The sequence below is a fragment of the Deinococcus psychrotolerans genome, from assembly GCF_003860465.1.
In the GTDB taxonomy this organism is placed as follows: domain Bacteria; phylum Deinococcota; class Deinococci; order Deinococcales; family Deinococcaceae; genus Deinococcus; species Deinococcus psychrotolerans.
Map to the genome: position 1 here is coordinate 2,106,906 of NZ_CP034183.1, position 12,172 is coordinate 2,119,077.

Sequence of the window (12,172 nt, forward strand, 5' to 3'; positions counted from 1 at the left end):
CACCTTTACCTTTGGCGGGTGCTTAGCCCTTGGTCATTTTGATCGCGGCGCACACTGGCACGACGCTGGGATCGCTGGCGTAGTGGACGTTGATGTAAGCGCCCATATCACCGGCGATCTTGGTCATGTCGGCGCTCAGCATCACCGTGGCGCTTCCGGCGGCGTCAGCGGTGAAGTTGGGGAAGCCGACGGTGACGGGGCCGTTGGACGCACACGGATTGGTGCTCGAATCCGGGCCGAAGGCGTGGTAGTGGGCAATGTAGGCTTTACCGGGGGTCAGGCCGCTGAGGGTCAGGGTGGTTTTGCTCATACCGGCGCTGTCGGCCATCACGGCCGCCGTGCCCATCGCCGACGGATCTGCTGCCACCGCGTTGTGCTTGAAGGTGTAAGTGGTGGGCTTGGCCATCATCATGGCACACGATCCCAACATCGACATGGCGGCCATTCCCAAAATAACGTTGCTTGCTTTCATCATGATCTCCTTGTCTTCTCTGAATCTCGGTGCATTTGACGCCCGCTGTTAGCGGTTGGTCACAGTGATGGTGCCGCTCATGCCTTCATGGTACGAGCAGTAAAACAAATACGTGCCCGCTTGTTTGAAGGTAAAACTGTAGGTATCGCCGTGGTGCAGGTCACCGGATTGAGGGCCGGCGGCAGTGGTGGATTTGACGTTGTGGGTAATCTGGCCGTCGTGCGTCCAGGTCACGCTGTCGCCCACCTTGATACTGAGGGTAGGCGGGCGAAAGGCATTGTCGATGATGCTGATCTTTTGCAAGCTGACCGGCGCGGGCGCGGCCTTTGCACTCACGGGCGCAGCCTTGCCATTCAGCGCGGCGACCTTGAGCACGGCGGCGCACAGCGGCACGCTGGCCAGGTCGCTCGCCAGGTGGACATTGACATACGCGCCCGCGTTGCCGGCCAGCACATTCGGCGCGGCGCTCAGCTTGACGCTGGCCCGCCCCTGCGCATCAGCCTTGAAGGCGGGAAATCCCAACGTCACCGGGCCGTCAGAGTCGCACGCCGAGGCCCCGGGCTGAGCGCCCAGCGCGTGATAGTGGGCCATGTAAGCGGTCTGGGGCGTCAGGCCGCTGAGACTCAGCAGCGATTCGGTGCGCCCAGACTCCAGCGTCTGCACCGTCAGTTGACCGGCGGCCTGAGGCTCAAGGGTAGGGGGCAGATTGTGACGGAACGGATAAACGGCGGCGGGCGCGGCCAGCGAAAGGCCCAGATTCAGGGCGGCACAACCAACGAGGGTACGGGCAAATGACCTGGGCAGCATAAAGGTGACCTCAGTGAGTAATACGCCTGATTGTACTCGCTTGGATGTCGGGGCAAAAAAATAAAGCTTGTCTCAAGGGGTGGAAAAAAGCCCCACCACCCGTCCCGCCTCCAACTTCAAATGGTGCGTCATGCCCACCGGAGCGTCCTCCTCGCGGTGCGCGATCACCAGCAGGTGGGTGCCGCCCGCCATCATCTCGCCGAGCAGGGCCAGCACCTCTTTTCGGGCGGCGACGTCTAGAAAGTCCAGTCCCTCGTCGACGATCAGGAGTTTGGGTTGGTGAATCAGCGCCCGCCCCAGCAGCAGCCGCCGGAGTTGGCCCTGCGACAGCGTTTCGGCAGAGCGGCTGAGCAAGTCGGCGGCTCCCAGGCGCTCGGCCAATCCTTCGACTTGCTCCTGTTGCTCGGCGCTCAGCGGGTGGGCAAACCCCTCGGTGCCGCCAAAAGCCGAGCCGATGACTTCCCTGCCGCTCCAGTCGCGGCGCTGGCGGATGGCGAGTTCGGCTCCCAGGAGGCCGATGTGCTGCTGGCGCTCGCTTAGGAGGTCGCGGCGCAAAAAAGGCCGCGCGACGCCTCCGCCGAGCGCCGGGTGAAACTCGCCCGCCACCAAACGGGCCAGGGTGCTTTTGCCGCAGCCGTTCTCGCCGGTCACCAGCCAGTGCTGTCCCTCGCGCCACGTCCAAGTGATGGGGCCGAGGGCGTGGTGGCCGTTGCGGTAGACCTCGGCCTGTTCGAGTTGCACCAGAACGCGGCCCTTTTCTTGGGCGGGCGCAGTCAATTCAAAGGCGGCGGGGCGGCGGGGCAAGGCAGGCGGCGGCGCGTCCACAATCAGTTTTCCGGCGGCGATGTGGGCATGTTTCCAGGCCAACTGGGGCGCTTCTTCAGGGCGGTGCGTGACCAGCACCACCGCCACCCCTTTTGCGGCCACGCTCTCCAGCACGCCGCGCAACTCTCCACGGGCCGTGACGCTCAGGCCGTCGGTGAATTCGTCGAGCAGCAGGGCATCAGGGCGCGGCATCAGGGCGCGGCCCAGCAAAGTGCGGCGGCGCTGTCCGTGGCTGAGTGTTCTGAAATCCCGCTCCAGCAGGGCTTGTAAGCCGACTTGCGCCGAGACTTCAGCCAGCCGCGCCGCCGCTTCGGGGGAAGCCTCCCACAGCCTGAGGGTGTCGCCGCTGTAGCCCGACAGCAGCACGTCGGCCACCGTCTGCACCCAGTCGCGTGTCAGGTAAAAGGCTTCTTGCTCCGGTGAGACGAGGGCCAGCGCTTTCATGGCCCGCACCGCCGACGTTCGCGGCTGACCGCCCAGAAAGTAGCTGCGCTTGCCCTGCGTGGGCGATAATTCGCCGCGCAGCAATTTGAGAAAAGTGCTTTTGCCGCCGCCGTTCGGGCCGGAAATCAGCCAAGCCTCACCGGGTCTGAGGCTAAACGTCACGTTTTGCAGCGGCGGTACCCCGCGTCCGGTGGAGACACCGAGTAACTCGGCCAGCGGCTGTTCTGGACAGGCCTTGGCCCGCTGCGCCGTCATTTGGCCGCCACCGTGAGCTGCACCGTCACGCGGTCAAGGGCGCGGACGCCGTCGGGCAGCACCAAGCTGGGCTGTGCGCTGAAGGTGCCGGGCCGGTAGACGACGCTGGCGGTTACGCTGCTGATGCGGGCCAGGGTCTCGGCGGGGCCAATCAGCCGCACGGTGGACGGCTCGACGTTGGACGAAAGTACGCTCAGATTGCTCGGCACCCCGCTGAGCCTGACCGGCACGCTGCGGATCGGCAAATTGCCGCTGTCAATCCGGTCCACCGTGATGCTCGAAGGCGTCAGGCGCACGTCCACCGTTTTGCCTTTGGCGTCCAGCGCCAACAAACGGGCCTCGGTCTGGTTGCCCTGCGAGAGCGTCACCGGCTCGGTAATCACCCGCTCGACGGTGCCGACCACCTGACTCGGCCCGCTGACCGTGACCTGGCGCGGCGCGAGGACATACCTCGGCACGCTGTCGCTGGGCGGCGCGGTGACGCTGAGGATGACCGGCTGGGTACGGCTCAGCTCGGCGTCGATGCGGCCCTGCGCCACCGTTGGCGCGACCTTGAGGCTGCGGGTGGCGTCGGGGCCGACCACCCGCACGGTGCGGCTGAATTCGCCGTCGGGCAAATCGGTGATGTCCACGAACGCCTGAATATCGCTGGCATTCAGGGCCGCGAGGCGCTGGCGGCTGCCGCTGAGCGTCACGATCACGCTGGCCGGATTCAGGCCGCTGACCGCCCGCTTTTCGCTGCCCCCGGTGGTGTCGCGCACGTCGACGGCCACATTGAAATTTTGCTGAATGCTGGCGCGGCGGTCTTCGGTGGCCACGAACCACAGCGCAAAGGCCAGCAGCAACGCCAGAAACTTCTGAGGCAAGTTGTGCAGCAGGCGCTGCCACCAGTAGCGAACGAAGTGGGAAACCCGGTTCACACTCAGGGCAGGGCGGCTCACGGCGTTCTCCATTTCATTCGTACACCAACTCGCGCAGGCGGTCACGCAACTCCGCGCCGGTCAAATCGGCACTCAGCCGCCCGCCAGTCGCCAGCCGGATGCTGCCGCGCTCCTCGCTGACCACCAGCACCACCGCGTCGGTGAGTTCGGACAGCCCAATCGCGGCGCGGTGGCGGGTGCCGTAGCGCCGGTAGATGCCGTCGCTGGCTTGGAGTGGAAAGAGGCAGGCGGCGGCCAGCACCCGGCCTGACTGCACGATCATGCCGCCGTCGTGCAGCGGCGCGTTGCGGGCAAACAGCGCCTCGATAAAGGGAGCGCTGATCTGAGCATCGAGCTTGACCCCGGTGGCGGCGTACTCGCCCAGCGGCGTGCGGCGCTCGATGGCGATGAGCGCTCCGGTTTTGCGCTCGGCCATACGCTCCATCGCCCGCGAGATGTCTTGCAGCGCCGCGCCGCTGGCTCCCACGTCGCGCACGCGGGTACGCCCGATCTGCTCCAAAGCCGCCCGCAACTCGGGCTGAAACACCACCACCAGCGCAAACAGGCCCACCGGAGCGATGCGCCCGAGCAGCGAATTGAGCGCTGTGAGCTGCAAGAAATTGGACACGGCCCAGGCCAGCACAAAGACCAATACGCCGCGCAGCACGTTGACGGCGCGGGTGCCGCTGAGCAGCATGTACCCCTGATAAAACAGCGTCGCCACCAGCACGATGTCCAGCAAGTCTTTGAGAGATGAGGTGAGTAGCACAGTCAGAACCCCTACACCGCCACTATACGGGGCGGCCCTCTGAGAAGGTTGGCAAAGGGGCCGGGCAGCAGCGGTGAGCGGCCCTCCCCAGTTCCGGTAGAGCTAACGTCCCTGCATATACAGCAGCGCTTCCGGCAAAGCGTTTTGCCACGTCACCCAGTTGTGGCCGCTGGGGTATTCGCGGTACTGGTGCCGGATGCCGAGGTCTTGCAGCGCGGCGGCCATCCGGCGGTTGGGCGAGAGCAGCCATTCCAGCGTTCCCGTATCGAGGCTGAGCTGGAGGTCTGTCGGCGGCCTGAGCTGGAGTTGCTCGCGCAGCCACTCGCCCGCCGACGTGGTGTCAATGGTGCTGCCTTGCCTGCCATCCGGCGCGGCAATGAAGGCCCCGCTGTGGCTGATGACTTTGCTGAACACGTCGGGGTGCTGCCAAGCGGTGTAAAGGCTGATCAGGCCGCCCAGCGACGCGCCCCACAGCCCGCGCCCGGCGGCCTCGCGGCTGACCGAGAAGCGCTGCTCGACTTGCTCCAGCACTTCGCCCTGCAAAAAGTCGAAATAGCGGTCATTCAGGTAATACTCGGCGTTGCGGTCGAGCGGCTCCACGAAAACTAGGATGGCCGGATCGATCAGGTCTTGTGCGAGCGCTCTATCCAGCAGTTCGCTCAGCTTGCCGGTGCGGTAAAACGCCACGCCGTCTTGGATGTAGTACACCGGATAGGTGCGGGCCGCGTCATAGCCCGGCGGGGTGTAGACGTAGCCCCGGCGCTTGCCCGCAAAAACCCGGCCTTCCCAAGCCATCCGGTGCGCTTCGCCGCGCTGGGGAGGGTCGTTGGGCGCGTCACCTTGCCACAGCCAGTGGCGCGGGTACTCGCCCACTTCGGCGGCGCGGGGGTAGTTCCACCACGGATTAAGCGACTTTTGCGAATTGTCGGGATCGGCAAACGGTTGGCCTGCCGCGTCCAGCCAAGCGTATTCCACCCACGCGCCGCGCGGCAGCGTCAGGGTGATGGGTTGGCCGCCCACCACCGGCAGCGGCGGCTGCTTGAGCCAGTCGGTGAAATCGCCCAGCAGCGCGGTTGCGCCTGTGGGCGGGGTGAAGGTGACGTGGGTGCCTGCAACGGAAACGGCCATAAAGGGGAGTCTAGAGTCTCGGCGTGGGCTTTGCGCTTAGGTTTTAGTTTTCCCCCGGCATCCGAATGTGATCGACCTGTGCGCCGTAGCGCAGCAAAATGGTTTTGAGGCGCTGCACCGCCGCACTGGCCTTCTCGCGGTCTCCGGGCAAAAAGGCCAGCGTCACCTGCCCATCTATGCCGGAGCGCGGCTCCAGCACCCGGACTTGCAGCGGCACGGCAAACGCCGGATCCTGCGTGATGTCGCGCAGCACGCGGGCAAAGCGCATTTCGTCCATGTCCTCAAGGGTGAACTGAATGCCCAGCACTTCTTGTTCCGGAACGCGGTGGTAAGGCGCGGGAATTTGGTCGTCGCTCATGGGTGCAGGCTAGCAAAAAGCGCTCAGCGCTTAAACTAAACAGCATGACCCTCCTCGTCACCGCCCAAGTCCAAGACCTGCTGACGCGGGAGCGCACCTTATTGGCCGACCTGCAAGCCTTTTTGGAGCTGCAAGGTGCCCCGAGCGCCGCCACCGAGCAGGCCCGCCAGAGTGTCCGCAACCTCGACGAAGCCTTTTTGCTGGTGGTGGTGGGCGAGTTTAACGCGGGCAAAAGCAGTTTCATCAATGCCCTCTTGGGCGATCAGGTGCTGCCCGAAGGCGTGACGCCCACCACCGACCGGATTTATGTGCTGCTGCACGGCGAGAAAAGGGACGGACTGGAAGGCCAAATGGAAGCCACCAGTGATCCGTTCGTCAGCCGTCTGCGGGTGCCGCTGAGCGTGCTCGAAGGCGTGGCGCTGGTCGATACCCCCGGCACCAACGCCATCATCCGCCAGCATCAGGCGCTCACCGAAGGCTTCTTGCCCCGCGCCGATCTGGTGCTGTTTCTGACCAGCGCCGATCGGCCCTTCACCGAGTCGGAGCGGCAATTTCTGGAACTGGTGAAGCGCTGGGGCCGCAGCGTCATCATGGTGGTCAACAAAGCCGATTTGCTCGAAACCGCTGAGGCCCGTGAGCAGGTTCGCACTTTTGTCGAAAGTGGAGCGCGGGCCACGCTGGGCCTAACGCCGCCGATCTTTCTGGTCTCAGCGAGAGCCGAGCAGCGCGGCGGCGACGCCGGATTCGCCGCCCTGCGCGAAGTGCTCAAGATGCGCTTGTCCGAAACCGAGCGCACCCGCCTCAAGCTGGCCTCACCGCTGGGGGTGGCCGCCGAACTGCTGGGTGCGGAGAATGTCCGCGCTGCTGAAGCCAGAGTCGCCCTCAAAACCGATCTGTCCACCCTGACCCGCTTGGAGGAGCAGCGGGAGCGTCATCACGGCAGCATGCAGGCTGAACTCGACGGGCAACTTAACCGGATGAACCGCTTGCTGGGCGAATTTGAGGTGCGGGCCGACAAGTTCATCGACAAAACCCTGCGAATCGGCAACGTGCGCCAGCTGGTCAACGCCCGCGAGCTGGAAGCCACTTTTAAGCGCGAGGCGGTGGCCGATTTGCCGGAGGCCATCGAAAAGCAGTTCGGCAGCATGATCGACCGCTTCGTGGAAAGCAATCTGCACTTTTGGGAAGATGTGCAGGCCGACTTGACGCGCCGCCAAATCGAGCAGCCGTCCGAGACAGGGCAAAATCTGAACCGTCCCCGCTTTTCATATGACCGCGCCGCGCTGGTCGAGGGCATTTCCGGCAGCGCCCAGCGCCACTTGGCCGAGGGCACCCAGGAAGCCCTGATGCGCCAGCTCTCGCAGGACGCCGAGGACGCTATGAAAGGTGTGATCGGCTTCGGCGCGGGCGGAGTGGCAATCGGCACCGTCACGGCGCTGGCCCTCGGCGGAGCGCTGGCCGACTTTACCGGCGTGCTGGCATTCCTGACCGTCGGGAGCCTCGGGCTGTTCGTGCTGCCCCAAAAGCGGCTGGCGGCTCTGCGGCAACTCCGCACCCGCTTGGCGGCCCTGCGCGAAAGCCTGGACAGCATCGTGCGGCGCGAGTACGAACGTGAGCAGGAACGCGCCGACGCCCGCCTGAGCGACGCCACCTTGCCGTTTACTCAGTTTACCCAGCAGGAGCAAAGCCGCCTCACGCGGGCCGAGCAGCGCAGCGGTGAGTTGCAGGCAAGGTTAGAGCAACTCAAAAATGAAGTTCAGCAGCTTCCAATCTGATGAACCGCTGCATTATTTACTGTAAAGAGTAAAATTCAATGCATTTATCAGGTTTTTCCTGAAGTTGTAAGGCGAAAGTGAGATCGGACGTTCTACATTAAAGTCACGCTGAGCCGCGCCGGATGCTGTGAAGAAGGCGGGCAAGAGGAGGCTTTTTCCTTGAAACGTTCCCTTACCGCTCTCGCTCTGATGGTGCCGCTGCTCTGTCAAGCGGCGCAGGCCCGTTCATACGCTGATATCCGCAGCAGCGGCACCATCCGGCTGGCCACCAGCGTCGACTTCGAGCCGTTCAATTATTTGAAGGGCAACACATTCGCCGGATTTGAAGTTGATCTTGGCGAAATGATTGCCAAGCAACTGGGGCTGAAAGTGGTCTGGGTCAAAGGCGATTTTGACTCGCTGCTCAAAAACTTTAAAGATTATGACCTGGTGATCGCTTCGCACGCCATCACTTCGACCCGCGCCAAACTGGTGGACTTTACTCAGCCGCATTACTGCACTGGCGGTGTGGCGCTGGCGAAGCCGGGCGGCCCCCTGACCAGCAAGGCGATGGCAGGCCAACTGCTGGGAGTCGAATCGGGCAGCACCTACATGGGCTTTATTCAAAAGTTGCCGTTTGAAAAGCAGCTTAAAGTCTACGGCTCGTCGCAGGCCGCCATTCAGGCGGTGGCCACGGGTCAGGTCAGCGCCACTGTGACCGACAAATTCGCCGCCTTAAAAGCGCTCCGAACCTACAACAAAGCCAACTTGCAAATGGGTGATCTGTTGTGGCGAGAGAGCATCGGTATGGCCGTGCAAAAAGGCAATTCGGAGCTGCGCCAAGCCGTCAACGGCGCACTGGCCACGCTGCTCAAAAACGGCGAGTACGACGCGCTGTCCAAAAGTTACTTCGGTCAAGACGTGCGCTGCTGAAAATGCGGTCGGGCAGTCGGATGTGGCGCTTGGGAAAAGGGCTGAGGTCGCATTACAATCCTTATCGAAACAAGCAACGAACAAAACCAGTACGCAAAAGCCCCAGCACTTGGCTGGGGCTTTGACTTGGAGCAGGTTACCTAGAGCTGGGGGCTTAGCGCTTGGGGGTGATGGTGATGGTGCCGCCCTGCGACACGTTGTAGTTGTTGACGAAAGTGTTGTAACCCGGAGCGATCAGCACGATTTCGTGTCCACCGCGCGGCAAGTTGAGATCGAGGCCACCGTTTTGGATGGTGCCGACCTGGCGTCCGTCCACGAAGATCAGTGCGCCGTTGACGCTGCTGCGGATATTGACCGCCGCAGTGTTGCTCACGGGCGGGGCGGGCGTCACCACGGTGTTGAATTCCACGTTGACGTTGGTGGTGGCGTTGGCGCGTACCGTGATGGTGGCGCTGTAATCGCGGTAGCCGGGGGCGGTGATCTTCAGCGGGTAGCTGCCGGGGCGAATGGCGCTGAAGGTCTGGTTGGCGTCACCGAGACGCTGACCATTCAGGTAGACGACCGCGCCGGAGACGTTGGTGCCGACAAAGACGTTGCCGGTTTGGCTTTGCTGCTGCGAGGCGACGTTGTAAAACGCGGTGTCGCTGACCCAGCTGTTTTGTGGGATCGGGCTGACCACGATGCTGAGCGCCTGAGCGAGCTGCTGCTGGCCTTTGGCATTCACGTCGGCAAACGAGTCCTGCTGGCTGGAGAACTTGCTGAGGTCGCCGAGGTTGAGTTCGGTTTTGCTGGCCAGCACCAGCACTTTGTTCAGGCCCACCGGGCCGGCGATGTCAAAGGTAAACTGATCGCCCGCTGCAGGGAAGGTCTTGACGACGTTGGCCTTGACGAAGTTCGCGCCGTTGGCATAGCGGTTGGGGAGAAGCTGATCGACCTTGCCGGTGCCGTCCACGTTAAACAGGTAAACGTAGGCGTCCTGGCTGGAGCGGACGTTGAGGGTGATCTTCTCGTCGATTTTGTAGTTGGGGATTTGGGTGCCGTCGGGGTTCTTGTCCGTCCACACCGAGACGCTGAGGTCAGGCTGAACCGGGTTGACGATAATGCTCTGGGCGCTGATCTTGGGGGCCGCCATGGCGCTGCTGAGCAGCAGCGCGGCGGGCAATACGAGTAGTTTTTTCATTGGAGCCTCCTGAAAAGAAGCCTAAACTGCAAAAGGTGACGTCCCATGAGGGCGAGAGGAGAAACCCTTTACCAAGATTCAGGCTTGCGTCAGCTTTGCAGGGCGTGATGGGTGTGAGAAACAAAAAAACACGCCCTGAGACAAAACTCAGCGCGTGCGTTGGTTGGGGCACATGGATTCGAACCATGATCACCACTTCCAAAGAGTGGTGTCCTGCCGTTGGACGATGCCCCATCACCTCTTCCCGCTTGGTGCTTGGCCGGGGAAGCATAGAACGGGGGAAAGTATACCAGCGGGGCGGGGCGTTGGTCAAGTGAGGCTGGGGCGGCAAAGGGCGAGAAACTTCGCAGCGCCTGACAGCATTGGGGCGCTGGCGCTCGGCCCAAAAAAACCCAGCTCAATCCGGTCAAGGAGAGCTGAGTTTTTTGAGTTGAACAGTGCTTAGCGGCGGCGGCGAGCCGGTTGCGGCCCCACACGCCCGCCACCCACGTCACTTCTGCCCGCGTCATTTCGGGGTGCGGCGTTGCGGCTGTCAGCAGGGCGGCTCTGGCGCTGGCCACCGCCGCCCTGCCCACCCTGACTTCCTGCTCCGCCGCTGCGGGCCTGAGTCTGTCCACCGCTGCTGCGTTGCCCCTGGCCCCTGCCGCGTCCACCTTGAGCGGGACGGGGCTGCTCCAACTTGGCTTCGACTTTGGCGTGGTAATCAAAGCCTTCCAAGTTGCGGCGGGTCAGGGTGCGCTTGGTGAAGCGCTCGATGCTGCGGATTTCATCTTCTTCCTGCGGGCTGACCAGGGTAAAGGCGGTGCCGGTCTTGCCGGCGCGGGCGGTGCGGCCCGCGCGGTGAACGTAGTCCTCGGCGGCCACTGGCACGTCGAAGTTCACCACGTGACCCAGCGAATCGATGTCGATGCCGCGTGCGGCGATGTCGGTGGCGACCAGCACCCGGTATTTGCCGCTCTTGAAGCCTGAGAGCGCTTCGGTGCGGGCATTTTGCGAGCGGTTGCCGTGAATGCGCTCGGCGCTGATTCCGGCGTTGACCAGTTGCTCGGCCAGGCGGTTGGCGCGGTGCTTGGTGCGGGTAAACACCAGCACGCTGTCCATGTTGACCTCGGCGTCGGCCAGCAGGCCGATCAGCAGCTTGGACTTGAGTTCGCCGTGAACCGGAAACAGCGCCTCGGCGATCTTGTCGTTGGTGCGGCCCTGGTGCTTGACGCCCACACGCACCGGGTGGTGCTGAAACTCGCCGGCCAATTTGAGAATGCTGTCGGGCATGGTGGCCGAGAACAGCAAGGTCTGGCGCTTGTCAGGCAAGACGCGCAGCACCCGGCGGATGTCGGGCAAGAAGCCCAGGTCGAGCATTCTGTCGGCTTCATCGAGCACCAGCACTTCGAGGGCGCTGAAATTGATGTTGCCCTGACCGATGTGGTCGAGCAGGCGGCCCGGCGTGGCGATCACGATGTCGGTGCCGGCCCGCAGCGCTTTTTGCTGGGGCCCCTGCGAGACGCCGCCGAAAATGCTGACGACCTTGAGGTGGGTGTTGGCGATCAGGAAGCGGGCGACTTCTTCAATTTGTGCGGCCAGTTCGCGGGTGGGGGCCAGCACCAGAGCGCGGGTGCCGCGTGCCCGCTGGGTCAGGAGGCGCTCGATGACCGGCAGCAAAAAGGCCACGGTCTTGCCGGAACCTGTCGCGGCGGTGCCCAGCACGTCTTTGCCCATGCGGGCGGGCGGCAGAGCCAAACCCTGAATCTCGGTCGGGACGGTGTACTTCAGCGCGTCGATGGCCTCGCGCAGCGGCGCGGGCAGCTGCATCTCCTGAAAGGTAAAGGAAGCGGTGGTGCTGGGTGTAGCGGCGTCAGTGGTGGGGCGGGGCGCGTCTAAAACAGTCATTTGAACTCCACGAACAGACACCCGCTCTGCGGCGGTGAGTTGTCCGGTTATGTGAAAGCGGCAAAATTTCGCCAGCCCTGCGGCGAAGGGGGTGTGCCATATGGTCAACACGGTGAACGCGGGACGTTCATCTGGCCGCAGTGTTGTGTGAGGGGTACAGAAATAGATCAGGGCAGCGGCCCACTTGCAAAAGAGTCTAGCGCATCTCGGGGCACAGTTTCGGCCTGCTACTCAGGCAGGAACACCCCAGCACATCGAGCCAGTTCTTTAAGCTTCTTGGCTTAGCTTGCACCGCCGGGGCAGCGGTGTTAAACTGTCTAGGCTTCCGAAGTTCGCCAGTGGCGACTGAAGAGTACAGGCGGGGGTTCTTAGCTCAGTTGGTAGAGCATCGGTCTCCAAAACCGAGGGTCGTAGGTTCAAGTCCTGCAGGGCCCGCCACA

General features: G+C 63.3%; 11 protein-coding genes and 2 tRNA genes. 3 read left to right on the plus strand and 10 right to left on the minus strand.

The window, feature by feature from the left end:
- Positions 1–22 precede the first annotated feature (22 nt).
- From EHF33_RS10405 to EHF33_RS10435, 7 genes are all read right to left on the minus strand, one after another.
- On the minus strand, positions 23–475 hold the full coding sequence (locus tag EHF33_RS10405; RefSeq protein ID WP_124870986.1) for a CHRD domain-containing protein: 453 nt from the start codon (positions 473–475) through the stop codon (positions 23–25).
- Between the two features lie 45 nt (positions 476–520).
- Complete coding sequence (locus tag EHF33_RS10410; protein ID WP_124870989.1) at positions 521–1,279, minus strand: cupredoxin domain-containing protein; 759 nt, start codon at positions 1,277–1,279, stop codon at positions 521–523.
- A 72-nt stretch (positions 1,280–1,351) separates the two neighbouring features.
- On the minus strand, positions 1,352–2,803 hold the full coding sequence (locus EHF33_RS10415) for an ATP-binding cassette domain-containing protein (RefSeq protein ID WP_124870992.1): 1,452 nt from the start codon (positions 2,801–2,803) through the stop codon (positions 1,352–1,354).
- Positions 2,800–3,744 carry a CdaR family protein gene (locus EHF33_RS10420; RefSeq protein WP_164473456.1) on the minus strand — a complete coding sequence of 315 codons (945 nt, stop codon included), beginning with the start codon at positions 3,742–3,744 and terminating at the stop codon, positions 2,800–2,802. Before EHF33_RS10420 ends, EHF33_RS10415 begins: the two co-directional genes overlap by 4 nt.
- Before the next feature lie 13 nt (positions 3,745–3,757).
- Positions 3,758–4,492, minus strand: a complete 735-nt coding sequence (gene cdaA / locus EHF33_RS10425) for a diadenylate cyclase CdaA (RefSeq protein WP_241191136.1) — start codon at positions 4,490–4,492, stop codon at positions 3,758–3,760.
- A 102-nt stretch (positions 4,493–4,594) separates the two neighbouring features.
- Positions 4,595–5,620 carry an alpha/beta hydrolase gene (locus EHF33_RS10430; protein WP_124871002.1) on the minus strand — a complete coding sequence of 342 codons (1,026 nt, stop codon included), beginning with the start codon at positions 5,618–5,620 and terminating at the stop codon, positions 4,595–4,597.
- A gap of 43 nt (positions 5,621–5,663) precedes the next feature.
- Positions 5,664–5,978, minus strand: coding sequence for a hypothetical protein (locus EHF33_RS10435; RefSeq protein ID WP_124871005.1), 315 nt, complete (start codon positions 5,976–5,978; stop codon positions 5,664–5,666).
- A gap of 44 nt (positions 5,979–6,022) precedes the next feature.
- Between EHF33_RS10435 and EHF33_RS10440 the strand changes: the two genes are divergently transcribed.
- Entirely contained in the window at positions 6,023–7,753 is a 1,731-nt protein-coding gene (locus tag EHF33_RS10440; protein WP_124871009.1) for a dynamin family protein, read from the plus strand.
- A 159-nt stretch (positions 7,754–7,912) separates the two neighbouring features.
- Positions 7,913–8,665 (plus strand): ABC transporter substrate-binding protein, encoded by a 753-nt coding sequence (locus EHF33_RS10445; protein WP_241191137.1) that lies wholly within the window; start codon positions 7,913–7,915, stop codon positions 8,663–8,665.
- A 154-nt stretch (positions 8,666–8,819) separates the two neighbouring features.
- Here the strand turns inward: EHF33_RS10445 and EHF33_RS10450 are convergent, their stop codons facing one another.
- The 3 genes from EHF33_RS10450 to EHF33_RS10460 all read right to left on the minus strand — a co-directional run bounded on the left by EHF33_RS10450 (position 8,820) and on the right by EHF33_RS10460 (position 11,732).
- On the minus strand, positions 8,820–9,845 hold the full coding sequence (locus EHF33_RS10450) for a DUF4384 domain-containing protein (protein ID WP_124871012.1): 1,026 nt from the start codon (positions 9,843–9,845) through the stop codon (positions 8,820–8,822).
- A 160-nt stretch (positions 9,846–10,005) separates the two neighbouring features.
- Positions 10,006–10,079 (minus strand) — tRNA-Gln (locus EHF33_RS10455).
- A 207-nt stretch (positions 10,080–10,286) separates the two neighbouring features.
- The gene (locus EHF33_RS10460; RefSeq protein ID WP_206431577.1) at positions 10,287–11,732 is read right to left on the minus strand and encodes a DEAD/DEAH box helicase; all 1,446 of its coding nucleotides are present in this window, start codon (positions 11,730–11,732) and stop codon (positions 10,287–10,289) included.
- A gap of 362 nt (positions 11,733–12,094) precedes the next feature.
- Between EHF33_RS10460 and EHF33_RS10465 the strand changes: the two genes are divergently transcribed.
- Positions 12,095–12,170 (plus strand) — tRNA-Trp (locus EHF33_RS10465).
- Positions 12,171–12,172 lie beyond the last annotated feature (2 nt).